The 25,906-nt window shown below is 61.5% G+C and carries 22 protein-coding genes and 1 tRNA gene; 12 read left to right on the top strand and 11 right to left on the bottom strand.

All coding sequences use genetic code 11. From position 1 onward, the window contains the following. Positions 1-58: 58 nt before the first annotated feature. The 9 genes from GH665_RS05670 to sctV all read left to right on the top strand — a co-directional run bounded on the left by GH665_RS05670 (position 59) and on the right by sctV (position 9,368). The gene (locus GH665_RS05670) at positions 59-832 is read left to right on the top strand and encodes a hypothetical protein (protein WP_167530908.1); all 774 of its coding nucleotides are present in this window, start codon (positions 59-61) and stop codon (positions 830-832) included. Continuing rightward, positions 825-2,627 carry a hypothetical protein gene (locus GH665_RS05665; RefSeq protein ID WP_153135010.1) on the top strand — a complete coding sequence of 601 codons (1,803 nt, stop codon included), beginning with the start codon at positions 825-827 and terminating at the stop codon, positions 2,625-2,627. The genes GH665_RS05670 and GH665_RS05665 overlap by 8 nt, the downstream gene beginning before the upstream one ends. Next, positions 2,614-4,695 (top strand): PP2C family protein-serine/threonine phosphatase, encoded by a 2,082-nt coding sequence (locus GH665_RS05660; protein ID WP_153135009.1) that lies wholly within the window; start codon positions 2,614-2,616, stop codon positions 4,693-4,695. The genes GH665_RS05665 and GH665_RS05660 overlap by 14 nt, the downstream gene beginning before the upstream one ends. Before the next feature lie 205 nt (positions 4,696-4,900). Next, positions 4,901-5,815, top strand: a complete 915-nt coding sequence (locus GH665_RS05655) for a hypothetical protein (protein ID WP_153135008.1) — start codon at positions 4,901-4,903, stop codon at positions 5,813-5,815. After that, positions 5,805-6,107 carry a TyeA family type III secretion system gatekeeper subunit gene (locus GH665_RS05650; RefSeq protein ID WP_153135007.1) on the top strand — a complete coding sequence of 101 codons (303 nt, stop codon included), beginning with the start codon at positions 5,805-5,807 and terminating at the stop codon, positions 6,105-6,107. Before GH665_RS05655 ends, GH665_RS05650 begins: the two co-directional genes overlap by 11 nt. Beyond that, the gene (locus GH665_RS05645; RefSeq protein WP_153135006.1) at positions 6,104-6,472 is read left to right on the top strand and encodes a type III secretion system chaperone family protein; all 369 of its coding nucleotides are present in this window, start codon (positions 6,104-6,106) and stop codon (positions 6,470-6,472) included. Before GH665_RS05650 ends, GH665_RS05645 begins: the two co-directional genes overlap by 4 nt. Positions 6,473-6,481: 9 nt before the next feature. Further along, complete coding sequence (gene sctX, locus GH665_RS05640; protein ID WP_153135005.1) at positions 6,482-6,865, top strand: type III secretion apparatus assembly protein SctX; 384 nt, start codon at positions 6,482-6,484, stop codon at positions 6,863-6,865. Positions 6,866-6,871: 6 nt separating this feature from the next. Then, a complete protein-coding gene (locus GH665_RS05635) occupies positions 6,872-7,270 on the top strand; it encodes a hypothetical protein (RefSeq protein WP_153135004.1) in 399 nt (132 codons plus the stop codon). 7 nt (positions 7,271-7,277) lie between these two features. Then, a complete protein-coding gene (gene sctV, locus GH665_RS05630) occupies positions 7,278-9,368 on the top strand; it encodes a type III secretion system export apparatus subunit SctV (protein WP_153135003.1) in 2,091 nt (696 codons plus the stop codon). A gap of 140 nt (positions 9,369-9,508) precedes the next feature. Here sctV and GH665_RS05625 read toward each other — a convergent pair whose 3' ends face one another. Further along, on the bottom strand, positions 9,509-9,859 hold the full coding sequence (locus tag GH665_RS05625) for an STAS domain-containing protein (RefSeq protein ID WP_153135002.1): 351 nt from the start codon (positions 9,857-9,859) through the stop codon (positions 9,509-9,511). A gap of 29 nt (positions 9,860-9,888) precedes the next feature. Here GH665_RS05625 and sctD point away from each other — a divergent pair, with 29 nt between their 5' ends. Genes sctD through GH665_RS05610 form a run of 3 tightly spaced genes read left to right on the top strand, consistent with a single transcriptional unit; the run spans position 9,889 to position 11,817 of the window. Continuing rightward, a complete protein-coding gene (sctD, locus tag GH665_RS05620; RefSeq protein WP_153135001.1) occupies positions 9,889-11,286 on the top strand; it encodes a type III secretion system inner membrane ring subunit SctD in 1,398 nt (465 codons plus the stop codon). Next, on the top strand, positions 11,283-11,534 hold the full coding sequence (locus GH665_RS05615) for an EscE/YscE/SsaE family type III secretion system needle protein co-chaperone (RefSeq protein WP_167530907.1): 252 nt from the start codon (positions 11,283-11,285) through the stop codon (positions 11,532-11,534). The genes sctD and GH665_RS05615 overlap by 4 nt, the downstream gene beginning before the upstream one ends. Before the next feature lie 34 nt (positions 11,535-11,568). Continuing rightward, positions 11,569-11,817 carry an EscF/YscF/HrpA family type III secretion system needle major subunit gene (locus GH665_RS05610; RefSeq protein ID WP_153134999.1) on the top strand — a complete coding sequence of 83 codons (249 nt, stop codon included), beginning with the start codon at positions 11,569-11,571 and terminating at the stop codon, positions 11,815-11,817. A gap of 61 nt (positions 11,818-11,878) precedes the next feature. Here the strand turns inward: GH665_RS05610 and GH665_RS05605 are convergent, their stop codons facing one another. From GH665_RS05605 to pheS, 10 genes are all read right to left on the bottom strand, one after another. Then, positions 11,879-12,574 (bottom strand): winged helix-turn-helix domain-containing protein, encoded by a 696-nt coding sequence (locus tag GH665_RS05605; protein WP_153134998.1) that lies wholly within the window; start codon positions 12,572-12,574, stop codon positions 11,879-11,881. A 261-nt stretch (positions 12,575-12,835) separates the two neighbouring features. Beyond that, a complete protein-coding gene (locus tag GH665_RS05600; RefSeq protein ID WP_153134997.1) occupies positions 12,836-15,070 on the bottom strand; it encodes a hypothetical protein in 2,235 nt (744 codons plus the stop codon). Between the two features lie 192 nt (positions 15,071-15,262). Next, positions 15,263-17,584, bottom strand: coding sequence for an NEL-type E3 ubiquitin ligase domain-containing protein (locus GH665_RS05595; protein ID WP_153134996.1), 2,322 nt, complete (start codon positions 17,582-17,584; stop codon positions 15,263-15,265). Between the two features lie 157 nt (positions 17,585-17,741). Continuing rightward, positions 17,742-19,739 carry a hypothetical protein gene (locus GH665_RS05590; protein ID WP_153134995.1) on the bottom strand — a complete coding sequence of 666 codons (1,998 nt, stop codon included), beginning with the start codon at positions 19,737-19,739 and terminating at the stop codon, positions 17,742-17,744. 121 nt (positions 19,740-19,860) lie between these two features. Next, complete coding sequence (locus tag GH665_RS05585) at positions 19,861-20,283, bottom strand: CesT family type III secretion system chaperone (RefSeq protein WP_167530906.1); 423 nt, start codon at positions 20,281-20,283, stop codon at positions 19,861-19,863. A gap of 874 nt (positions 20,284-21,157) precedes the next feature. Then, positions 21,158-21,234, bottom strand: a tRNA-Pro gene (locus GH665_RS05580). Between the two features lie 63 nt (positions 21,235-21,297). Beyond that, on the bottom strand, positions 21,298-21,705 hold the full coding sequence (locus GH665_RS05575) for a MerR family transcriptional regulator (RefSeq protein ID WP_153134993.1): 408 nt from the start codon (positions 21,703-21,705) through the stop codon (positions 21,298-21,300). A 46-nt stretch (positions 21,706-21,751) separates the two neighbouring features. Further along, positions 21,752-22,162, bottom strand: coding sequence for an integration host factor subunit alpha (locus GH665_RS05570; protein ID WP_028200202.1), 411 nt, complete (start codon positions 22,160-22,162; stop codon positions 21,752-21,754). A 69-nt stretch (positions 22,163-22,231) separates the two neighbouring features. Then, positions 22,232-24,667 (bottom strand): phenylalanine--tRNA ligase subunit beta, encoded by a 2,436-nt coding sequence (gene pheT, locus GH665_RS05565; protein WP_153134992.1) that lies wholly within the window; start codon positions 24,665-24,667, stop codon positions 22,232-22,234. A gap of 142 nt (positions 24,668-24,809) precedes the next feature. Then, positions 24,810-25,823 (bottom strand): phenylalanine--tRNA ligase subunit alpha, encoded by a 1,014-nt coding sequence (gene pheS, locus GH665_RS05560; protein WP_028200200.1) that lies wholly within the window; start codon positions 25,821-25,823, stop codon positions 24,810-24,812. Positions 25,824-25,906 lie beyond the last annotated feature (83 nt).

Genomic DNA, 25,906 nt, shown 5'->3' with positions numbered 1-25,906 from the left:
ACGGCCTCGGGCAGTGTACAAAGCATTTCGCGTACATTCCAGCCGTACCGTAGAAAGCGTGGCGTCCACGCGCCGCCGGCACGCCGCAAGGCTGTTCACCCAGACCGTGTGGCCGTGGCTCGCGACGTTCACCGTCTGCACGGCGCTGACGCATCGCGCGCTTCAGTCAGTGCAACATGCGCTCCATGACAATGAGGAGGTCGAACAACTGGGCGCGACCGCCTGGGAGTTGCGCGATCGCATCGGCGCGCTGCCGTCCGCATCCGCGGACGACGACGCGAGCCGGATTGGCCATCTCCTGCAGGCAACATGGGCTGACCATCCTGAACTCGTTTCGATCGACGTCTTCGCGCTCAACGGGCGCACACTGTATAGCACCGACGGCAGCGCGGTCGGCACGCCGGTGCCGGCCGCCTGGCTCGCCGCGCCGCGCCATTGGCAGCCGTCGGCCGCCGCGCACTGGAGTACCGAGACGGACGGCCTGTCCACCTATGTCGTGGCGCTCGACCCGCCTTTGCGCGATCACGCGGCATATGTGGGCGTGACGTTTTCGCTGCCGTCGGCGGCAACTCCCGCCGTGCTTTCGGCCGGCATGCCGGACATGGCAGGCACCGCCCTGGTGCTGGGGATGGCGTGCGTCGCCTTCTGGCTCATCTATCGTCCGCTGACCGGCTTTGTGCGCCGTCAACTGGAGCGCATCAGCGGTGCCGCCGCGGCTGACTGTCCGCACGAAGACGCGCTCGCCGCCGCGCTCGCACGCGTGCAGGAAGCCGAGGTGCGGCTCGCCTTCGCTGAGCGACAGCTCTCGAAAGAAGGCCCTCGCGATGACTAGCCTGCGAAGGGGACGCATGCACGCGCGGCTCGCGTGGCTGACGCTCGCGGTAGCGATCGTGCTGACCGTGCTGTGTGGCGCCGAGGCGCTCTATAGTCTGTCGGCATCGCGCGCCGCCGAAGCAATACCCAACGCCCGCCTCCATGCTCTGCGCGTCGCGCACGAGCTCGCTCTCGTGAGCCGGGTCCAACTGGCCGGCCGCGACCGCCCCGCCACCATCACGGCATTGTTGCAAGGCCACCTCGCCCAGCTCGAGGACGTCGATGCGATCTCACTGCACGACGACACCGGCCCACAAGCACGCGAGTTCGTCGCGGTACGAAACCGCAATGGAGCCGCCAGTAGCGCGCAATACACAGTCCGCGTGCCGGACGGCGCGCTCGCCGGCGCGCGCCTGACCGTTTCGGCGCGTGCCCGGCTGAGCATGGGCGATATAACGGAGATCGGCCTCGTCACCCTGTTGCTGACGCTCGGCGTTGCCGTGCTCGGCCGCGAAACCTTGCGCTTTTCGCTGGAGCGCGGCCCCTGGCAACGCGAACGGGTCGTGCGGCGACTCATTTACAACGCTGCGCACGGCCGCTTCAATCACGTCTGGAAAGGCACCCGCCGCTGCGACGCCGACCTGCGCGCACCGCTGCTCGCAAGCCGCATGCTGGCATTGAGCGAACGCTATGAGCGCGTCGCGCGCCTCGCCGAATCGCGCGCGCGAATCGAGACGAACGCCGCGCGACAAACGCTGTTGCGCGAACTCGCCGCGCGCACGCAGGGCGCCGACGTGCTGGACGCGCCCGCGCGAGTTCAGCGACTGACCGTCAGCATGGCGTGCTATCACCGCTTCGCGGCGATCCTGCACGCCTCGGCATGGTCAGTGACGGCACTGCTACTGCACCCCGCGCCGTCCGGACGGCTCGCGTTCGTGGCCGGCGCGCTTGCCGGCAGCCTCGGACGGCAGCGTCCCGGTACGCAGTATCTGCTGTTCTTTACCACAGCGGGCCTCGCCCAGGTCGGCCTGATCGTCGAAGCCGCGCCGCTGCCCGAGGTGCTGTTGGGCGCGGCCGCCATGCTCGGCCTGCGCGCAACGCTGGTTTTCGACCAGCAGGCACGCCAGCGTCACATTGCGAGTGCGGGCGCGGTGCTCGGCGCGCTGCTGATCGGCCCGCTGTTCGGCCTGCTCGCGGTGCAGGGAATGAGTCCGTCCGGCACCATCGTGCTGCTGTCGCTCGCCGAGGGCGTGGGTCTGATGACGATACTGCACGCGTCGGCCTCGAGCGCTGCACTGCGCGCGCGTCCGGAGCAGGCGCCGCGCATCGCGGAGTGGCTGTGCGCGTTGCTCGCGGGCGCGGGCTGCGGGATGCTCCTGCACGGCGCGCTCGACGACATCATTCTGCGCGAGGGCCCGACGCTCAGCAGCGTGACGGCTGCCGTACTGTGCTGCTGTGCATGGGCCGGCACTCGCGAGCCGTCACGCCGCACTTCATGGCAAATGCTTGCACTGGTGCTTCTGGCGCTGGTCGGCTGGACCACACACTGGCTGGCGCCGCTCGTGCCGGGCGCCGTGCTGTGGCTCAGCATGCGTTGCCGCACGCGGCTGTACCGGCGCGCTCACGCCCCGGTCGTCGCGCTCGCGCGAGCCGACTGCGCGGCGTTCGCCGCCGGCACGCTCGCGGCAAGCGCGAACCTGCTGCCTGGCCTGCTGCTCGATCCGGCGCTCGTCTACCTCGGCGCCGGCGCCATCCTCGTATGCATCGCGTGGCTCTGCTCCAGCACGCTCGCGCGCCGCCATGCTCTCGCGTAACCGCTTCCTGCTGGCCTCGGTGGCCCTTCTCACGCTGGTCGGCTGCATCAGCGGATGGTTCATTGCGAGGAGCTACCGCTTGAACGCCGACGCCTCGCAACAGATCGCGATCCAGTCGCTGCGCTGGATGTGGCTGGACGCGCAGCACGACCAGCTCGAACTGCTGGATGACACAGCACGAACTCTGCTGAATTCACGCCAGCTATGCAAGGCTCTACGCGCCCACGATGGCGACGCGCTCGCGCGCGTGCTGCGGGACACCGTGGCGACGCGCCCGTCCCCCGGCTGGATCGAGCTTTACGATGCCGACGGGACACGGCTGTACGCGAACCGCTCAGGCTCACGGATACAGCCGCTCCTTGGCGACGTCATGCGCAGGACACTTGCGGCGCGTCCGGAACGCGCGATCGGCGGTCCGATCCCGTGGCGCAACGACCGCTACCTGTGGGTCCGCGCGACCACCTTGCGTTGCGCCGGCACGCTCGGCTACCTCGCGCTCGGCGCCGATATGGAACCGGCGCTCGCGCGCATCGCGGCGGCAACCGGCGCGCAGATCTTTCTGATCAACGTACACGGCAACGAAGTGATGGCAAGCGGGACAACGGCGTTGGGCGACGAGGCGCGCCGGCTGCCGTTCGGCCAGGGCGCGCTCGCCTCGCCAGTCATCGAAGGCGAGCGCTACGAGACGATCTCCATGCCGATCGACGACCCGGCCGGCCACGCAGTCGGCCTGCTGGTCGCCGCGCGCGCGCTCGGCACGATGCTCACCGCGGCAGAGCGTCATTTTCTGCTGACTGTCGCCGCGATTGGTCTAACCGTGTTCGCCGGCATCGCTTGTCTGGCCGTACTCGTTCAGGGACTGTCGCGCGCGCTGCAACGCATCGCGTCGGTCACCCGCCGCCTTGCCGTGCTCGATACCGCAGCGCGCCTTGACCTTGAGGATGACGAATTGCCGGGCTCATTCGGTAAAATCTCACGCCACGTCGGCGAGATCCGCAGGGCGCTGATCGAACTGAACCTGCTGCGCGACGAGCGCCAGCTCGCCTGGCAACGTCAGGAAGACATGATCCGCACGCAGTTGCGCAGCCTGTCGAAGCGGCTCGACAACGACGAGCAGAACTCGATCCTGCTCGAACTGGAAGACGCCGGCCACGCACCGGCGGGCAACCAGCTGCTCGCGCTATCGGCCACGCTGAGCCGAATGACCGGTTACATCGCGTCGCAACAGGAGCGCGTGGTCCAGTTGCTGGCCGAACTGTCGCGCTCGGTCGAAGCGAAAACCGCCCTCGCCGCGCTGCAACGCGAACTCGCCATTGCGCGCGAAATCCAGCAGTCGATCCTGCCGCGCGCGGCGCCTGATACCCGGGCGGTACGTATCGCGGCGAGCATGGTGCCGGCCAACGAAATCGGCGGCGACTTCTACGGCTATACGCTGCTCGACGAGCATCGACTGTCGATCGATATCGGTGACGTCTCCGGCAAGGGCGTGGGGGCCGCGCTCTTCATGGCGCTGGTGCGCACGCTGCTCAATAACGGTGGCGCGCCTTCACACAGCCCTTCGCCATCCCGCCGCGTGCGCGATCTGAATGCCAGGCTCGCGGTGGACAACGAACAGCAGATGTTCGTGACGCTGTTTCACGGTGTGCTCGATCTACGCACCGGCCGTCTCTCCTACGTGATCTGCGGACACCCGCCGCCGGTATTGTGCCGGGCCGCCAGTTGCACATTCATGGCGGCACAAGGCAATCCCGCGCTCGGTATCGTCGACGACTACTGTTTTGCCGAGGCCGAACTCACGCTCGCGCCGGGCGACACGCTGTTCCTCTACACCGACGGCGTCAGCGAAGCGTTCTCCGAAGATGGCTCCCTGTTCGGCAAGGATCGCCTGCTGCGCGCGCTTGGTGGCGCGCTGAGCGGCGCACCTCGCGACATTCCCGAAGTCGATTCGCAGACGCTGCCCACGCGGATCATCGACACGGTCCGGCAATTCGAAAACGGCCGCGCGCCTTCCGACGACATTGCCTGCGTCAGCGTGACCTACCTCGGTCCATCCGGCCACGACACCTGACGGGCACGGCGCCTGAAGTTCACGAGTGCCTGCCGGGCCAAACTGCCTCGCCCGCGCTAACCCACGCTGCGTGCATGCGTGCGTGGGAACCGAACGCGTGCGATTGTTACTCACCAGGCAATCAGACCATCCATTCGAGCGCCGGCGCGACGCACCCGGCGCCCATCCGACTCACGCGGGCCCGCCCGCTTTGCAGGTATTCACCATGTCGCCCGATATTGGCCAGAAGCAGCGTGCCGTCAATCTGAACCAGGGAGTCCGGGCGCGCGGCACCTCGAACACTGAACGTTCGGAACGAACGCGCGGACCGCAAGCCGTTGCGACGCCGGTGCCGTTGCTCGTGCAGCGCAGCGTGCCGCCGCGCCGCACCACGTCGGAACAGCGCATCAGCGTCGTGCGCTCCGGCGAGGTGAGCTTCGAACCGGGCGAGATCGCCGAATACATCCGCTCGCTTCGCCAGATCGGCCGCAAGCGCGGCACGAACCATGACGACGGCGCGGCGCGTTCGGACGCGGACGCCGATAACGGTCTCGATGAAGTGCTGGAGGACCTGGAAGGGTTCGGGATCGAGGCATATTTAGGCGACGCGAGCGAAGCCCAAAGCATCCTGGACAGCACGCTGCGTCGCTTCAAAAGTCCGATGGAGAAGTATCTGGCGCTGCGTCATACACTCGATACCGAGGAGCAGCGCGGCAGCGCCGAAAGCGGCCGTCCCGAGTTGCTCCGCGAGGCCCTCCGATTGCACGAAACAGAGCATGCCGACGAGATCCGCGCGAACCTCGCCGCGTTTGAATGCGCGCGCGACACCAGTCTGCCGACCGCGGCGTCGTCGACATTCGGGCATCTATATTGCCAGATGGTATCCGGCGTCGACGGCATGTTGACGAACCTGCGCAAGATGAAGGAAGCGTGTCCGGGTAAGTCGCTCCCCCAGGTGCTCGATCTCGCGAACTCGGCGCTCAGCCGCGATCAGTTGGCCGTCCGCACCGCGCCTGGGCGGCTCGCGCAGTTTCAGTTGAACCGGCACGGTTCGATCTGCCAGTGCCTGAACACGGTCGTGGTTCAGTGCACCAGGATCATGAAGCTCGTCAAACTTGGGGAGGCCCAACGTGGCTGCTGACGCAGATGCCGACCCGCGCACGGAAACGTTGATGATGGGCCTGCTTGTGTTCGTCGACAACGCGCGGCCCACGTCGTTCGACCTCGAAAAGCTCGCCAACGAACTTGGCATCGGCGCACCATCGGCACGCGCGTCGTTCATGAACCAGATGCTCACGCTCGTCAAGCAACTGCCGGTGCAGGCATACGGCAGCGACAGACAGCGTGGCGCAGTGATCGACGCGGTGCAGGCCGCGCTGGATCAGGCCGACATGGCCGCCGACGCGGCGAATCCGGAGCCACGCCTGACATGATTGAAACCACGCTCGACGATTATGGCCGCAGTCTCGGCCTCGCCCATTGGCAAAGCGGGCCGGAGCACGTCGCGCAACTGTCGTTCGAGGACGGCGCGTCCCTTACGGTCGACTTCAGCGGCCACGACGTGCTGGTCTACGCGAGCGCGCCGGTAGTGGACGCCTATCTCGAGGAGACGCTCCCTGCGCTGCTGGATAACTGGCTCACCGACGATACGCACGAACCGCTCGTGGGCATCGGTATCGTGCCTGGCGATACCGGTCCGCTGCTGGTGGCTGCGGCGCGTCACACCCCGCTCGCATTCGACGAGACGGCGTTGCGCACGACCGGCGACACGCTGTTCGCGCGCGTTCGCCGCCCGTAACGTCCGGCCATGGTCGCTATCCGCCCAGCCGTCCCGCCATCGTTCGAACACGGCATAGACCGCGTTGTCGACAACCGGGACACTTCGCCGCCACTGCCCGGCTCGCTGCGGCTCACGCGCCCTGACACGCCGGAACCGAACCGTCTTGCGCAGATGTTCTCGGGCGCACGCCTCGACGGCTATCTGGAGCAGGCGCTATGGCGCCCGCCCGCGGCCGCCGACGCGCACACGCTCTCACAGCAACGCCGACGATTGCGAACCCATCTGAAGAAGCTCCGGCACGCCTACCCGGAACATGAAACCACACTCGACACCGCGCTCGCCGTCCTCAACGAGCAAGACCGGCTGTACGAACTCCTGCATCTCTACAAGAACGCTCTGTACCAAGGATAGCCCGTGATGTCGACCGTTTACTTCACCGAGCCAGGCGAGTCCGATCTGCAGGGCGCGCTCGCCTCGCTCGGCTATCTGTTCTGGCGCCAGGGCCGCATAGCGCAGGCGGGCGCGTTGCTCGACACGCTGTGGCTCTGCGGCGACACAAGCGCCCAGACCGCCGGATTGCGCGCGCTCACGCGGCTCGACACCGGCGACGCACGGGCAGCACTCGACATCATCGAGGCGTTCGGCGCCGGCGCGCCGCGCCCGCCATTTCTGCTGATGCTCAGAGCACGCGCGTTGAGCGCGCTCGGCTATGCCGGCGCGGCCAGGGAGGCGATGCTGCAATTCCTTCAGTTGCAGGCGGATTCGTCCGCACCGACAACGCCCGACGCGCGCGACGCAACCCGCGCAATGGAGTGAGCTCGCGATGAACACCCTGCGCACTCGCCTTCAGCGCATTGTCGTGCGCGCGACCTCGCGCAGCGACGTCGTGCTCGCCGCCAGCGTGATCGCGATCATCTTCATGATGATCCTGCCACTGCCGACGATCCTGATCGATGTGCTGATCGCCTTCAACATGAGCGTGGCCATCATCCTGCTGCTGGTGGCGCTCTATCTCCCCTCAGCGCTGAAGTTCGCGTCGTTCCCTTCGGTTTTGCTGATTACCACGCTGTTCCGGCTCGCCATCAGCATCGCGACCACGCGCCTGATCCTGCTTCAGGCGGACGCCGGTCACATCGTCTACACGTTCGGCAACTTTGTCGTGGGCGGCAATCTGGTGGTCGGCCTCGTAGTATTCCTGATTCTCGCGATCGTCCAGTTCGTGGTGATCACCAAGGGCGCGGAACGCGTCGCGGAGGTGGCCGCGCGCTTCTCACTGGATGCGATGCCGGGCAAGCAGATGTCCATTGACGGCGATCTGCGCGCCGGCTCGATCGACATGGAAGAAGCGCACCGCCGCCGCTCGATCGTGGAGAAAGAGAGTCAGCTGTACGGCGCGATGGATGGCGCGATGAAATTCGTCAAGGGCGACGCGATCGCCGGGCTCATTATCGTCGCGGTGAATCTGGTGGGCGGCCTCATCATCGGCACGATGCAGCACGGCATGTCGGCGGCCGAGGCCATGCAGACCTATTCGGTGCTGACGATCGGCGACGGTCTCGTCGCGCAAATCCCCGCCCTGTTCATCGCCATCAGCGCGGGCATGATCGTGACGCGCGTGTCGCCCGAGGGTGAAGAAGCGAGCAACGTGGGTGCAGACATCACCTCGCAGGTGCTCGCCCAACCGCGCGCGCTGTTGATCGCCGCTGCCGCGATGCTCGCCATGGCGGCCATTCCTGGCATGCCCGGTGGCGTGTTTCTCGCCTTGAGCGTGGTAATCGCGATAGTCGGCTATGCGCTGACGCAGATTTCGCCGGGCGGCAAAGGCGACCAACGGGCGTCCGTGGGCGGCGGCGCGGGACACGACGGCAAAGGAGGCGCAAAGCACAGTGCGATGGAGTATTCCGCGTCCGTGCCGGTAATGCTCGACGTGTCGGCGGGCTTGCAGGGCTCGCTCGATCAGGCGGCGTTGAACGAGGAACTGGGTGTCGTGCGTCGTGCGCTGTATCACGATCTGGGGGTACCCTTCCCTGGTATCCAGCTGCGCTTTAACAATGAACTCGAAGCGGGCCGCTACGCCATTCTGCTCAATGAAGTGCCGGTGACATCGGGATACCTGCGGCCAGCACAGTTACTCGTGCGCGAGAACCCGCGCAATCTCGACGCGCTCGGCGTCGCCTACGAAAGCGGAGTGGATTTTCTGCCCGGCGTTCCTACGCTCTGGGTATCCGCGAAACTGGAAAAACCACTTGGCGATGCCGGCATCACCTTCTTCAACCCCACCCGCATCGTTACCTTTCATCTTGCGGCCGTGCTCAAGCGCTATGCGGCGGATTTCATCGGCGTACAGGAAACCCGCTCCATTCTCTCCGGACTTGAAGCACAGTTTGGCGAACTGATCAAGGAGGTGACACGGATTCTGCCGCCGCAGCGCATTGCCGAGATCCTGCAGCGCATCGTGAGCGAAGGCGTGTCGGTTCGCAACGTGCGCACGATACTCGAAACGCTGCTCGAATTCGGCCAGAAGGAAAAGGATTCGGTGTTGCTCACCGAATACGTGCGCTCGGCGCTCAAGCGGCAGATCAGCCATCACTACACCAACGGCCAGAACGTGTTGAGCGCCTATATGCTCACGCCCGATGTCGAGGAAACGATCCGCGATTCGGTGCGGCAAACCTCGTCCGGCAGCTATCTCGCGTTGGACCCCGAGGTTTCGCGCCAGATCATGCAGAGCATTCGTGAAACAGTGGGCGATCTCGCGCACGCCACGCTGCGCCCGGTGCTGCTGACGTCGATGGATATTCGCCGTTATCTGCGAAAGATGATCGAAGAGGAATTGTATGAGCTTGCCGTGGTGTCGTATCAGGAGCTCGCGACCGAAACCACCATCCAGCCGTTAGGACGTATCGGGCTGTGATGGACCTCGACCAAGTTGAATTGCTACAGGCCACCACCCGCCGCCCGGCCAATCTCATGCAACGACGCCCGCTTCTACGCCCGCTCCCCCCAAGGTCCGCCCGGAGTCGGCGTGAGGCTGCATGGCTGGCGCGCCGCGCGTCAGGGTGCGCCGAGCGCGGCTTCGAGCGAGGGCGCGGTGTCGAAGATAATCAGAAAGCCACACGTGCCGAACACTTCCTCGACGATGCCGTGCAGGCCGACGAAAATCACACGGCCTTCGGCGCCGTGAATCTGCTTGCCGACCATCAGCACGATGCGCAAGCCCGCCGAGTTGATGTAGTCGAGCCCGTTCAAGTCGATCACGAGGCGCCGCACGGTGGGCACGATCGCGTCGCGCAGCATCTGATGCAAATTCTCGGCTACGCTGCTGTCGAGCCGGCCCACGAGCGTCACAACGAGCGCGTCGCCTCGATGCTCGAGCGTGGTGCTCAGTACGTCACGGTGTGCCATATCGTTCTCCTTGTTCTGTCTCCGACCTCATGAATAGCGACGATACCACTTCGCACGCCCTGGAAGAACTGCATATCGCCTCAGGTATTCATGCAGGTTCACGCGTGCCGTTGCCGGCGCGTGGCGGCGCGCAGGTAGTATGCATTGGCCAGGGCGACAGCAACGACATCCTGCTCGCCGACGCGTCGATTGCGCCGCGCCACGCCGAATTGCGCTCGCGCACCGACGGTTGGGATGTGCTGGTGCACGCCGACGCAAGCGACGTGCATGGCGACGCGCCGGCTCCTCGCGCATGGATACCCATGCCACTCGCGCTCCGCCTCGGCGACGACGTATGGCTCGCTATCGCGCCGGGCGGCAGCGAGATCAAGGACGCGACACACTGGCAGCAAGTGGCCGTAGGCGCGAGCGGCAGTACGCCAGCGGACGGCCAGCGCAGCAAGCCGGCGGACGCCGAGAGCCGGCCTTTGCCGCCGCGCCGCAAACCCACCGCGACACGGCGTCACGCCTTGCTTGCGAGCTTGCTGCTGGGGCTGGCATGCCTGCTGACGCCGCGGCTTCCGTCGCTCACGCAGTTACTGCGCGCCGCGCCCATGCCGACCTCCGCCAGAGCATCAGCCGTGAAGATCGCGCCGCCGGCGAGACCCGCTCCACCGGTAACGCCCACCCCGCTCGCCGCAATTCTCGCCGCGCCCCGATGGTCCGGCTTGCGCGTGTCGCGTCGCGCGGACGGCGTGTTTGTGGTGTCAGGCCGGGTGCCGGACCGTGACAGCTACGACGACCTCGCCAACCAGCTTTCGCGAGTCACGCCGCGCCCCGCGCTGAACGTGCTGACCGGCGACGACATCAGGAACATCACGCGCTCGCTGCTGGACTCGTACGCGCCGCTACTGAGCCTCGATTACGACGAACAACGTGTCATCACGCTGACGGGCGCCGCGTTGAATCCAGGCCAGGTCGAAGCGGTGACACAGCGTCTACGCAGCGCGCTGCCCGATTTTCTGATCGAGACCGGCACGATCGACTACCCCGACGACATTGTGAAGCGTACCGACGACGCGCTGGTCGCGGCCGGCTTCACGCATGCGAATGCGCAATGGGACGGCCAGCGGATCGTGGTCGGAGGCAACATTCCCGATGGGCGGCAGGCGTCGGTCAACGATGTGCTTCAGCAACTCGACGCTCACTATCGCAATCGCGTCGCCTTCCTTGCGCGCCTTCCCGGCACCGGCGACACCGCCGGCTACTCGAGCAATCCGTTACCGTTCGCGATCCGCTCGGTGGTGGGTGGTAACAATCCCTACATCATGACGGCGGATGGCACGATCGTCGCACCGGGCGGCATCTATAGCGGATGGCACCTGAAAGCAATCGAGCCGGACCGCATCGTCTTCGATTCCCCCCGTACCCTGATGGTGCAACGATGACTTCTTTTCCTGCTGAGCGCAGCCACGAGCCGCGTGCAATGACCGAACTCGAAGACAGACTGTCGATGCCCGACGGTCTCGCACACGCGCAGATGCTGCGCGCCCAGATCAACGATATCGCGCAACGCATCGAACAGGCCTTGCGCAAAAAATCGCCGCCGGACACGTTCAAACATCTGCTCGCGTTGCGCAAGGCCACCGAGGCGGCACGCGCGGTGTTGCTCGTCGCCGGCCCCAGGCAGCACTGAGCGTTCGCGTTTTTTTGTTACGGAGACCAACCCCATGCCGAACTTTAGCTCGTCAAACTCAATTAGCATCGGCGGTTTCGCCAACGTGATAGGCACCTCTGTCGACCAGACCGAAACCGATCTGCAGAACGCCCTCAGCCAGCTCGGGCCCGAGCCCACTCAAAAGGATATGTTGTTGATGCAACAGAAGCTGCAATCGTGGTCGATGCTCGTTCAGCTCGATTCGACTATCGTGAAGGAGATCGGCGACACGCTAAAGGGCATTATCCAGAAGGCTGCATGATGCCGTCCAGGCATCCGCGCCGCAGCGGGCGGCTTGTGCATCCGAAGGCGGTGCGGTTCCGTCAGTCCCACGACTGCGGACAGAGCACATAGCCACGGCCGCGCTCGGTCCGGATCTTCCTCGGCTCACTGGCCGCGTCGCCTACGCATTTTCGCAGCCGGAAAACGGCCATGTCCACTGAGCGGTCGAAGCAGTCGAACGGCAGGCCGCGCATCTCGCGCACGATCTGTTCGCGAGACACGACCTGGCCGGCGCTGCGCGCGAGTATGAGTAGTAGCTCGAAATGGCGTGGCGTGATCCGCAAACGCTTGTCGTGCCAATATGCCGCATGTTGGGTCGGCACGATCCGCAGGTTGCCATACACGATGTCCTCGCCGGCTTGCGAGTGGACCTTTCCCGCGGCGCGGCGCAACAGCGCCCGCACCCACGCGAGCAATACCCGCGGCTCCAGCGGACTTGCAACATAGCCGTCCGCGCCGACTTCGAGTCCACACACGCTTTCGAACGGCTCGTCTCCGCGTCCGACGATCAGGATCGGGGTATCGCCGACCCGGCGAATCTGGCGGCAAATTTCAAGTGCGCCACCGGTCGGCAAATGCTGGTTCACTACGATAATGTCCGGCTGGAACGACCTGAAAAAAAACAGTGTCTGGTCGCAATTCGACGCAATTCTGGTATTGAAGCTGAATGGCCGCAAATAGTCGGCCACGGCCTGCCCGATGCGGAGATTTTCTTCGGCAAACAAGACCCGATTCATTTTGTGTTTCCGGAAAGCAAAGACCTCTTTTAAATCGAATCGCGATCACGCGACACGAACTCCTTGCGTGCCTTTTATTTTGAAAAGTGGCGCCACGCCGGCATTCAGTAACGGCGTGACCGGCGAAGTTCCCATGCGCGCAACGGCGTGGGAAGTCGGCCATCTGGCCGGTGGGTATATCTTGCGTTGCAAGAGGGGCCGCACCGGTTCATCTTTCTGAGCGCCTGATTCGGATGCTTGCCGTGCATGTCGACGCCCGAATCACATCAGCTGTGCCATGCTGGCCACCGATCCGGGCGGCGGCTCCAGTGAGCCGAATTTTTTGCGTAATACGTCTCTGGCGTCTCTGTCTTTCGGATCATGATTGTACTCAAGCCGCTGCAGTTTCATCAAATCGTCCGTGTCTTTTTTGTATTGCGCTGCATCGAGCGCATTGGCAAACAGTTTCAGCAGGTTCTGGCCATTTGCAAAATTTGATTTGCAGATTTCCGAGACTTCGCAATGCCTGACATTATGTTCTCGCGAGGCGACCGTATCGGCCCGGAAGGAGATAGCCACGGCGGTAATCACTTCGTTGTAGAGTACACGCTTATCCGTCTCATTCGCCATCGTTTTGACGATAGCCTGGGCAGCAGTTTCAAGCTGCTCATGTCTTGCCTCGGCGCTAGCGTTTCGCGCCGTAACATCTAGGGATTGCAAGGCATTGTCTGCCCGACGCATTGCGTACATCAACATTGCGGCAGGCGTATGGGGTATCTGACTGTGGCCATTACCATCCAGACGCACGCGCTTCAATTCGGCAACATGCGCTTGCGGCGCAAGGCTGTCTACCAATGCACGCATCGCACAATCCGAATCAGCTTCACGTCGCCTTGAAAACTCGAGATCAAAGAGTCTGGTCTTGTTATGCAGTTCTTTTTTTAATCTTTCAAGGACCTTTTCCGCTTGCTTGACCGGTCTTGTCAGGTTGGTATCAAGACGGATTTTATTTTCCATCTTGGCCACTTTATCCGCCTGCTCCTTGATATCATCATTCCCTGTGTCATTGACGTCTTCTTCAAGACTCCGAATTTTCTTGTCTAAATTGACGACCAGATTGCTCACATGCGTTTCATGAGACGTCGAGGCAGCGCTATCCTTTCCTCCAGATGGATGAGAAATAGGCCCTGCCCGCCTGATACAGTCGTAGATCATCTTCATTCCACAGCCATCTCCCGCTTCGTCCTTTATCTTCTCCATGTAAGTGGTTATGTCGGCTTCCGAGCGGCCTTTTGCGCTCGGCAGACCGAGGATAGTCTCCTTGAACTCCTGTTCAGAAAAAGCGCCTGGGCCAGTGCCGACTCGGTCACGCTTCTTTTTCTCTTCAAGACCTTTAAGCTTTTTTATCTCGTGCTGAAAATCAGGATCGCTTTCCAGTGCTTTGTCAAAGATCTCGTTGATTTTTTTCTGGGCATCCTCACAAAGCTCCAGCGTTGATCTCTTTTGTTCATTGCGAGTACGGAGTTTATCCAGGTCGGAAGCCCTGCTCTTCTGATCGGCCAATGAGTAGGCATCCGGCGAGAGTCCGCAGGCGATGAGCGCGTCCGCATGAATCGGCGCTATTTGCACATGCTTGTCGTTAAGAAGCAGCGTGGATCTACTTGTGCCGCCGGCGGACAGCGGTATTTGCGGGTGGCGCGTTTCGTCCATTTCCTTGTACGCAGCACTGCTGGCCGTGGAGAGGTAGCTGCGTGGCGCATCGAATAGCTGCGCGAAGAAATTAGCGAGGAAATGCCAAATGGTGGCCTTGTGCGAAGTAATCGACTCCCGGTAATCCGCCGAACGCGTTTCGACATCCAGGCTCACGGGGTATGCGCCCCCTAGGTACTTTGCGCTGGTTTCGACACCGAGCAGCGTCTTCAATGCATGCGTCGCCGCATTGCTCTGGGAGTAATGAAAGTAGACCCGGAAATCTATTTTCGCGGCAGCGCCATCGTGGTACCCCTCATTTTCCAGTTTTCCGTCTTTTCCAGTTACGGATATCGTGGCAGCGACAACCGTCTTGTGCACAAGAAACCCCTCTTCGGTCGGCGTAATTCTGATCCATGAAGTGGGGTCGTTTAGTTTCAACTGCCCTTTTTTCTCATGCGTCGTTTCTCCCAGATGATAAAGCGCCCGACCCATTACGCCGTCGTTCGTCAGATTATTGCAAACCAGCCGGCACAAACTTTTTACTTCATCCTGATCAAGTCCGGAGCACAGCGACTTTTCCGCGAGAACCTCTTTAAGATAGTCCGCCGCGCTTTGCTCAGGCTGCTTCTTCGAAAAGTCTACCGGCTCCTCACCAACCTGGATATGTGGAGCCACGTCGGAGTTGTCGGTAGCAAACTCAGTCGAAAATTCCTCGTCGAAATCGTCGATCTGCCGCATCGGCTGCTGACTTTCGACGAATACCTTCGCGATCGGAATATTGGCACCCGCGTATCTGGATACAGCCGAAGTGGAATTCGTCACCATGGTTCATTGCTCCTCAAAAGGAATGAAGCAGAAAAAATTCCCGTAATGGCAAACGCTCCTCAAGGAAAAACCGCTTCACCCGTTGCATCCAATTCATACTGGTCAACGGGTAAGTAACAACGAGTACACGCCGGTTCCATATCCGACCTATCCGCCTGGAGCCTTCTCGGTGCTCTGCCGCACGCGGTAGCGTCAATCGTTCAACCCGCCGCCCGTGCTTGCGGTCGTCGCGGCTTCGGCTGCGGATGCCTTCGCGTCCGCGACGACTGCATCAATCAGTTCGTTGCGTTTATCGAGCCATGCGCGCTCCTTGCGCTCAATGTAACCGCGCGCAAGTTTGTCGTACGCGGCATAGCTCATCTCGTCAGGCCGCACAGCGAGCCTTTCACCCTCGTCGCGGAACAACGCGTCTACCTCACTGAGCTCCGCCTTGAACACACGCTCGACGTACGCCTTCAGTGGGCCATAATCGCGCAGGAAGACCTTCATCTGCTCATTGCCATCGAGCGACAGCGCTTTCAACCTCGCACCGGCGATTTCGATGTCCTCGTTGGTGAGCCCTGATGTTGCCCAGTGGTTCATGCCCGGCGCACCGCCCGGCAGATCCACGCCAAGTTCTCTCAACCGGACCTGATAGCCGAGGTACGTCTCTACTGTTTCCTTGTCGCTCAGCGTTTGCAGTTTCTCGATGACAATGCGCGTCAGTTCGGACTGCAGGCACATTTGCCGGCCCGTTGTGACCAGCGCGACCGTATCGAGATCGCCCGATTCGGCCTGGGCATTGAGCACGGCAAATTCGATCATTTGCAGCCCGTAGCCGACGCGGTCGCCACACTGTCCCAGTGCCTCGCGCGCGATATCGAACACGGTGACCCGAAGCGTCGCCGATACCGCCAACGCATCGACGACGTTCGACACGCGCGTCGCGAGTTGCGCGCGCGTGGCCGGCACACGTGCCTCGGCCGTCTCCTTGAGACGGGTCAGCAACTCGGCGAAGTCGCGCCAGTATGGCGTGTCCAGAAATAGTCTCCATTTTCCTTCGTCGCTTTGCGCTTGCAGTGCCGGCAGCCACATCTTCAGTGCCGCCTGCAAGCCGCGTTCGGTACGCCCGTTCTGTTCGTCAGAAGGCTTGCCGAACCGCACGCGCGGACCGGCCCCTGTATTGCTCTCCAAGCGCTCTTTTTCCTCCGGCACGAAATGCTCGGGAGACGCGTATATCAGGCATGATTCGGACAATTCGCCGATCGAGGACGGCAAACAAATAAGCGGATTGAGATTTAGCGCGAGAAAACGCAGCTTGGACAGCCCCCCGATCGATTCAGGTACTACGGCGAGGTTGCTTTCGGACAGATCGACCTGTTCGAGCGCAGTCAATTTTCCGAATTGCTCAGGCAACGATTCGAGTGGCGTGTCCACCAGCTTAAGAACGCGCAAGGACACCAGATTGACAAACGTATCCGGTAACGACCTGATACGTGTTCTGGAACCGTTCAGGATGTGCAGCGCGCATAACAATCCGAACCCGGGTGACAGGTCGGCCAGCGGATTGTCACTGATGTCGAGTTCCTGTAACGTCGCCAACTGGCCGATCCCGTCTCCCAATGCACTGATGCCATTTTGCGTAAGGCACAGGCGCGTCAGAGCCGGTAGCGCGCACAACGCACCCGGCAGCGACTTCAGGCCATTTCTCGTCAGATCGACACTGCGCAGTTTGTCGAGCCGGACAATCGACTCGGATACCGTTGTGATTTCGTTATACGAGGCGTCGAGAACCTCGAGATCGCGCAGCATGCCGATCGAATCCGGTAGCACGTTCAGCTTGTTCCAGTAGATGACGAGTTGCCGCAGCGGTTTGTGTCCGGTCTGCCGGCATAGCTCGTCGAGCGCGCCGAGTTGCGGCGGCAACGAGAGCAGGGAGAGCCGCCGGAGGTCGAGGACGTCCGTGTTTGGGTTGTCGAGGAAAGCGCCGATCCGTCTGGCAGCCACTGCTCGCTGCTCGCAAATCTCCGCTCGCGAGCACGCAACCCAGGCTTTTATGTGAGCGTCGAAGCGGGCACGCAGCAGCGTCGCCGTCAGCGGTGTGCTAGCCGAACCGCAAAGAATCGGCCCGTAAAGGACGCGCTTTCCCGACAGTGCAACGGCGACTTCGGCAGGCAGCGCCAGCACGCCGTATGGCGTCAGATCCAGCTCGAGATCCGATGAGTAAAGTGCGTGCTTGATGAGCACCGCCGCGGGCGCGCGAAACTCGCCGTCGGGAACCTCGAGGTCGGCGGCCCATTGATCGATTTTCGCGCAGCATTCGGAAAGCGGAATACGGGGAACGACAGACTTCGACTCCTGGATCGACACACGTCCCAGTATCCGGTCAAGAAACGCGCTGCACTTTTCAAGCAAACCCGCACGTGGAGATAGTCTCTTCGACGAGTGTCCCGAAACCAGGCCTGATGAAGTCGGTGCGGTGCCGCGAGCGGCTTGCGTTACCCGAGCGTAGTTGGATGGTACTTCGACATCCATGAAACAGTCTCCGTTCTGTACGTCACGGTATGTACCCCTGACGTGAAATCGTTCCCCTACTGCCCGTGCGCGACGCCGCCGATCGCGTTGACCGCCCCGTGAGGCTGAATCCGAAACGTCGATCCGCTTGCTGACAACCGGTTTCACACATAAATCGTCAACGTTCGAAGTTCCGCTGACGCGAGGTGTCGCCTACGATGTAGCCTTCGATAATCTGGAAAACCGTATCCGGGTGAAGATCGAGTGCCACCGTGCTTTTAATCGCACGCACGTCAATTCGTTCCATTCCCGTCAGTAGCAAAAAGCGCGTTGCCATCTTCCGGCGAAGTACGAGGTCTGACACCTTGAACTCACCGCCGTGGAGCTGCTTGAAGATCAATGACGCAATGTAGGCTTCGTCATTTTCCCTTCCGGACAAAGCGCCGAGATATTGCGCCAGTCTCACTCTCTGCTCCTGGTCGAAGTCCCTGTACGCCTCGCAAATTCGGGTTAACCGCTCCACATCGCTTAACCCGAGCCTCGGCAATATTTTGTCATCCACATTTCCGGTGCCCGGCAATCCGTCCTCAGAGACGCCACGTGCTAATCCAACGATCTCGTCTTTAGCGCCAGCATTTTTCTCATCTATCGAGGCAATAAAGGTGTGGCAGGCCTCGCTAACCAGCGCTTTATAGTCTGCACCGTTCCGTCGCCGTGTATCAGCGGCTTCATCCAGCATCGAAGCCTGTTTGGCTCCCTCCATGTATCTTGCAAGCAATGCGCCCGCCGCATAGCCATTGGTCCGCATCGTGCTCAGAAACTGGCTCTCGGCCTCCCCAAGTGGAAGATCGAGGAGTTTTCGCGCTTGCGCCTTGAACGCCACGCCCGCGTTGCAGGTTTCCCCGGTCTCGCGGACCACCCTGCGATACTTGATGCATGCGTACGCTGTCCACCCCACCCCCAACAGCGCGGAAACTGCGCCAATCGCGAGCAGTGCAACGCCACCGGTGCCGATAACGGTCAGCGCCGTCACCGCAACGCCAATACCGATTCCTGCCGCACCGAATGCAATTCTCCACTTTGCCGCAGTGATCGCCCGCCTGTTCGTGGCGATCGACGTATCCTGGTTCTTCTCGAACGCGTAAAAGCAGTGTTTGATCACCTTTTTGACCTGTGCCAACTCTTCTTTCGAGGTCTTCCCCAGCCTGCCGGCTGCCTCTGTCAGTTTGGCAATTTTTCGTTCACGCAGCTTGCCTGCGGGTGTTTCCCAAGCCGCATTGCTCGCGAGTACATCCACGCTAACCCGCCCTCCGTCGGCAAAGCTGCCCGCCCGAGCCTTGGCGCTTTGAGCCGCGGAAATCGCTTTCGAGGCGTGGCGAATTTCCAGCCCTCCCTGGACCACGTGCAACAGCCCACTAAGCATCGCAAAAGCGCCGCCTGCCACACCCGACGCGATGGACGAAACCTGTACCGCATTTCGTCCGAGCAGGCCCACTAGCGTGACGGACGCGGACGCGAGGCGGTTGCCCACACCGGCAAGCTGGGCCACGCAATCCCGGGCAAAATAGATCGCGACGCGGCTAACCGTTCGTTGAGCGCCCTGGCGATCACTGCTGGCCTTGCTGTACTTCAGATAATGAACAGCGTCTTTTGCGCCGCCGACATAGATGTCCTTCGGGGAGGGGCGCCCGGTTCTCTCCTTCTCGATTCCGTCCGTGCCGACTCCGTCGTTCCTCGTTTCGTCCCGCAAAAACCTGAGCGAATGGCTGTCATATTCCGAATTCAAGCGCACGTAAATTTCGGCCTTGCCACGCGCGGCCTCCTCTTTGCGCGAAATTTTCTGGTAGTTCAACACCTCGTTTCGAAGGACGACCGCAGCGCCCACGCTTTCCACAATCGAATGAATAATCGTGATGGGTTCGACGACAGCGCCTGCTATCGTGGCGCCCCGGATCACCGGCGCAGACGCGCCCGCACCCGTGGAACCCTGTGTGGCCAGAACACCACCTTTCGCGACGCTGAATCCCGACCAACTGGCAAACAGACCGCTAAATAGCCGGTCGATAAAATTGTCCGGCTTCTTCACACTCGTAAAGTGTTGCTGCGATCTGGCAACACCCTCGGGCAAGGAAATTGATATCGTCCCGGGGGTGAGGCCTGGCGTGATCGGATCCACGCAATCTCCTTGTGCAATGGTATTCGGGGCTCGTCCGCATCACTGTGATGCCGCGCTGGCCACCGTGAAACCTGGCAATGAACGGAAGGCTCCAAGCCGGCAGCGAAGGCTGCCGCGTACGTCACATCAGTGTGGCCATGGTCGCGAAGCTCAGACGCTCACTCCAATGCGTCTGCAAACGGATGAATTGCACGAGGCCGTCACGAAGCTGTTCAGCATCGTTCTGGTCAAGCCGAAAGCTTTGATGTAACACGATTGCCCCGGATGACGAATCAAGCCCGACGCCCGCCCCATCTTCTCGCAACGGGCTCAGTCCAAGCGCAAGCAGTTCTTCAATGACCGCCCGGTCAAGCCACTCAGGCAACGCTAACGCGACAAGTCCAACCACAACGAACCGGAAATTCCGGTCATCCCGCTTTATCGCGAGCTGCTGTTGTTTGTCGCCCTTGAGGTGACTGATGCCGTCATCATCGAACGTCAGATCCGGAATTCCGATGAGTGCACCCAACCCCGCGAGCGCACGCTCCATCGCATCCATTGACATAGTTGACTTCCTGACGAGTGTCGAGATTTGCATGGGTACAAAGTGAGATCTAGAGCGCCAAAGCATTCGGACGATCAGTGTGAGTCGTCGCCATCGCTGAGTAACGCAAAGCGCCTTCCGGTTCCGTGATTGTTGGGGCTGTCACGGTAAATTGTTCGCGCTCCATAGCGGACAGGGCACCCGCATGCTCCGAAAGCGGGCGGATCGTGGACGATCCCAGTGAAGCGATGCCAGGCGCCAAAACGCGTGGCATGCTGTTTTCGAAAGCACGAGGCGCGTAGCAGGTGTCGCTTGAGCGCGAAGTGCAGCGGACATCACCGATTTGCGGGGAAAGATAGCAACAGGCTCATGAGGTGGGCTTCTGTGATGCGGTAGCCTTGCCATTTGCGGGTGCCATACCACTGAGCAAAATACGCTGGATTGTGGCGCAACACGTCATCCATCGCGAGAATCATTTGCTCGGTTTTTTGGACGACGTATGCAACTAGCTCGTCAGTGATCGGCGTGTAGGGCAGCGGTTGCGCGTCGGCCGCAAGCTTCGCGAACTTGCGTTGATACTCAGCGATGATGGCATGCGCTTTAACGGCAGCTTCGTTGCGGTTCGAAGTCTTGAGGCTTGCACGATAGGCATCGACGGCAAGCTTGCCATTCGATTGACGAGGCTAGATGTCTTTAGGCACTCTGATGCGCAAGTGATACACGGAGCCGCGAAGGCTAACGCCAGCAGGAAGAGTAACGGGCATGTCTGTCATCTCCGTAGTTTCGCACAGCGGATTGACACACTCCAGAGACACAGCCGTAAACGAGAAAGCCCGGTGAGCCTTACCAGCATTGGCTTTACCAATACTGGCTTGACTTACCGGGCTATGTCTCTTGGTCGGGGCGAGAGGATTTGAACCTCCGACCACCTGCACCCCATGCAGGTACGCTACCAGGCTGCGCTACGCCCCGAACAGCTAAAAATTATAACAGACACTTCAGGCGATTAGAACTGCCCGAGCCCAACAAAGCCAACTAGTGGCCCAACAGATCGATCACGTGCAGCAACTCCTTGCGCAGCTGCTCCACGTCGACCGCGGCCGTTTTTGCTGCCGGTGCCGCCACGTCCTCACCTTCCCCGGCGATCTCAGCAGGCGCACCGTGGGCGCCGCCGCCGTGCGAATCCAGCCGATTGCGCGCACCGTTGATCGTAAAACCCTGCTCGTACAGCAACTCACGAATCCGCCGGATCAGCAGCACCTCATGATGCTGGTAGTACCGGCGATTGCCGCGCCGCTTGACCGGCCTCAACTGCGTGAACTCCTGTTCCCAATAGCGCAGCACATGCGGTTTCACACCGCATAGTTCGCTGACCTCACCAATTGTGAAGTAGCGCTTCGCCGGAATCGGAGGCAAGACGACTTTTTCGATCGTCGCTGTCATCGTCAGTTAGCCGTCGTGGTGGGTTGCGCAGGGACGCGCCAGTCGATCAGCGCGTGAAGCTCGCTTCAGCGCCGTTCTCGACCAGCGCTTTCAGCTTTTGACTTGCATGGAACGTCACAACGCGGCGCGCGGCGATCGGAATCGCCTCGCCGGTCTTCGGGTTTCTGCCAGGACGCTGGGGTTTGTCGCGCAACTGGAAGTTGCCGAACCCCGACAGCTTCACGCTATCGCCACTCTCCAGCGCGTCGCGGATCACCTCGAAGAATGCTTCAACCATGTCTTTCGCTTCCCGCTTGTTGAGCCCGACATTGTCGAACAGCAACTCGGCAAGTTCAGCTTTGGTCAGCGTCGGCGTTTCGGTAGAAACGGCCGCGGGTGATGTCGGAATATCGCGAATCATGGCGCTACGCTGCGCCGTAAGAAGGGCTTCGAAATCACTCGAGTTCATTTCATTCATATCTATCAAATGGCGCGCCAAGCAGAAACGGAAGTTGCGGAAAAATGCCGTGCAAATGTTAACTGCGGGTTATCCACGCAACCGTGCGCCATATACTCGAGCCAGACGTTCCACCAGAGTTTGAATGGCCAGTTCGACCGTTTCATCCTGAAGGGTCCCGCCAGTATCTTGCAAGGTCACACGGAACGCAAGGCTTTTCTCATGCGCAGCCAGACCACCGGAAGTGTTTGATTTTGGACGGAATTCGTCAAAAAGCGCAACCTTCTGGACAGCCTTGCAGGCCGCTTCGGATTGGGCCTTCTGAAGCTCGTCCAGCAGCGCCTGCACCTCGATTTTCTGATCGACGACTAGCGCAATATCACGCCGTACCGGTGGGAATTTAGACACATCCGCCGGAGTGGGCAATACCCGCTGCATTAATGCTTCCGCTTCAATTTCAAACAGAATCGGCGCATGCGGCAAATCATACTTTTGCATCCAGCGCGGATGCAATTCGCCAATCCAGCCCACTGCGCGGCCATTCAGTTCAATACGCGCGCTGCGGCCCGGATGCAATGCCGGATGCCCCGCTTTCACAAAGCTCGCCACGGCCGGTGCAAGCACCGCTTCCAGATCGCCCTTCACGTCGAAGTAGTCGACCGCACGCGTTTGCGCCCCCCATTGCTCTTCGAGAGCGGGACCATAGGCGAGGCCGCCGATCATCTTCGGCTGTGCAAAACCTTCTACCGTCAGCTCACCCGCCTTGATCGACGGATCGTGCAGGAACACGCGGCCGGCTTCGAACACGCGCACGCGATCGGCCGCACGACGGTTCAGGTTGGTGCGCAACACGTTGATCAGGCTGCCGAACAGCGTGGTGCGCATCACCGACAACTGGCTTGCAATCGGATTGAGCAGACGTACCGGCTTGTCGTTGCCGGCGAAGTCCAGTTCCCACTCGGCGTCGACGAAACTGAAGTTGACCGTTTCCGCGTAATCGCGCGCGGCAAGCGCGTGACGGATCACGTGGATCGAGCGCTGCGTTTCGTTGGTCGGCAGCATTTCGCTGGTGGCGACCGGCGGACGCGCGGGGATCTTTTCGAAGCCGTAGATACGCGCGACCTCTTCGATCAGGTCTTCTTCGATTTCGATATCGAAGCGGTATGACGGCGGGTTCACCGCGAAGGTATCGCCGTCGCGTTCGAACGTCAGGCCGAGGCGCGTGAAGATCTGCGCGATTTCGTCCGCGTCGATCTTGATGCCGATAATGCGGTTCGCACGCGAGACACGCATCTTCACCGGCTCGCGCTTCGGCACGTTGACGATCTGATCGTCGACCGGGCCGGCTTCGCCGCCGCAGATATCGAGAATCAGTTGCGTAATGCGTTCGATGTGGTCGACGGTGGTCGCGTAATCGACGCCGCGCTCGAAACGATGTCCGGCATCGGTCGAGAAGTTGTACTTGCGCGAGCGGCCACGAATGCTATCCGGCCACCAGAACGCGGCTTCGAGATAGATGTTGGTGGTGTCGAGCGTAACGGCCGTGCTGTCGCCGCCCATGATGCCGGCGAGGCTTTCGATGTGCTGTTCATCGGCGATCACGCCGACGGTTTCATCGAGTTCGACGGTGTTGCCGTTCAGCAGCTTGAGCGTTTCGCCCTTGCGGCCCCAGCGCACGTCCATGCCGCCGTGGATCTTGTCCAGATCGAACACGTGCGACGGACGGCCGAGTTCGAGCATCACATAGTTCGAAATGTCGACGAGCGCCGAAATGCTGCGCTGGCCCGAGCGCTCGAGACGCTGAACCATCCATTGCGGCGACTTCGCGCGCGCATTCACGCCACGAATCACGCGGCCCGAAAAACGGCCGCACAGATCGGGGGCCGAGATTTTGACGGGCAAGGTTTCGTTGAGCGTCACTGCGGCCGGCTTGATCTCGAGCGGGCGCAGCGGCGCGCCGGTAATCGCCGAAGTTTCGCGCGCCACGCCGAACACCGACAGGCAGTCCGCCTTGTTCGGCGTCAGCTTGATTTCGAAAACCGTGTCGTCGAGATTGAGCGTTTCGCGGATGTCCTGGCCGATCGGCGTAGCTTCCGGCAGGATCATCAGGCCGCTATGATCTTCCGAGAGCTTCAGTTCGCGTGCCGAGCACAGCATGCCCTGACTTTCCACGCCGCGCAGCTTCGAAAGCTTGATCGCGAATGGCGTGCCGCCCTCTTCGGCCGGCGGCAGTTGCGCGCCGACCAATGCGACCGGCACCTTGATGCCCGGCGCGACATTCGGCGCACCGCACACAATGTTCAGCGTCGCGCCCGTGCCGGCGTCGACCTGACACACGTTGAGCTTATCCGCATCCGGATGCTTGACGACCTCCAGCACCTGGCCGACGACGATCTTCGAGGTCGGCGGCGCGGCCGGCCGCAGGTCTTCGACTTCGAGACCCGCCATCGTCAAAGCGTGCGACAGTTCATCGGTCGTCAGTTGCGGATCGACAAAGGTTCTCAGCCAGGATTCCGGGAATTGCATGGTTCTGTGTACGTTCTGATCAGGTTAGGTCCATGTCCGGCAAACGGCCCATTGATTCGCTGGGCACTGCCGGGGACGCTGCTGGCGGCACGCACTGCGTGCGATGCCGCGCTCTATGCTAGTCGCGTTCGTACGCGCCGGTTCACGCGAATTGACGCAGGAAACGCAGGTCGTTTTCAAAGAACAGACGCAGGTCTTGCACGCCGTATCGCAACATGGTGAGCCGTTCGAGGCCGCTGCCGAAAGCAAAACCGATGTAGCGTTCGGGGTCGAGGCCCATGTTGCGGATCACCGTGGGGTGAACCTGGCCGGAACCCGAAATTTCGAGCCACTTGCCGGCGTTCTTGCCCGTTTCGAACAGCATGTCGATTTCAGCCGACGGTTCGGTAAACGGAAAGTACGACGGACGGAAGCGCACCTGAATATCGTCGCGCTCGAAGAATTTCTTAAGGAAGTCGGAGTAGACGCCCTTCAGATCCGCGAAGCTGATGTTCTCGTCGATCCACAGGCCTTCGACCTGATTGAACATTGGCGAGTGAGTCGCGTCGCTGTCCACACGATAGGTGCGGCCCGGCACGATCACCTTGATCGGCGGCGTGTTGGTACGCGCGTAGCGCACCTGCATCGGGCTGGTATGCGTGCGCAACAGCAATTGACGGCCGTCGGCGTCTTTGCCGTCGACGTAGAAGGTGTCCTGCATCGAACGCGCCGGATGGTTTTCCGGGCTGTTCAGCGAGGTGAAGTTGTACCAGTCGGTTTCGATCTCGGGGCCGTCGGCCACGTCGAATCCGATCGTACGGAAAATCTGTTCGACGCGCTCCCATGTGCGCATCACCGGGTGCAGGCTGCCCGCACCGGTGCCGCGACCGGGCAGCGTAACGTCGATGGCTTCAGCGGCGAGGCGCTGGTTCAGCAACGCGTCGGCCAACGCCTGACGGCGGGCCGTCAACGCGGCTTCCACTTGTTGCTTGACGAGGTTGATCCGTGCGCCTTCGGTCTTGCGCGTTTCGGGGTCAAGTTTGCCAAGGCCCTTCAACAGCTCCGTCAGCGCACCCGATTTACCGAGAAAGCGGGCTTTCTCGTTCTCGAGGGTGGTGACGTCGGAGGCTTCTGCGAAGGCTTTTTGCGCGTCGGCGACAATCTGGTCCAGATCCATTGATCCCATCATTTCAACGTCAGTGTTCAATCGTTGCAAAACTGGTTCTACCAACAAAAACGGGGCTCGGTGAGGAGCCCCGT

Origin of the sequence: Paraburkholderia agricolaris, assembly GCF_009455635.1 — a bacterium.
In the GTDB taxonomy this organism is placed as follows: domain Bacteria; phylum Pseudomonadota; class Gammaproteobacteria; order Burkholderiales; family Burkholderiaceae; genus Paraburkholderia; species Paraburkholderia agricolaris.
Note: the sequence above shows the minus strand (reverse complement) of the source record. Positions and strands in the feature narration are given on the sequence as shown.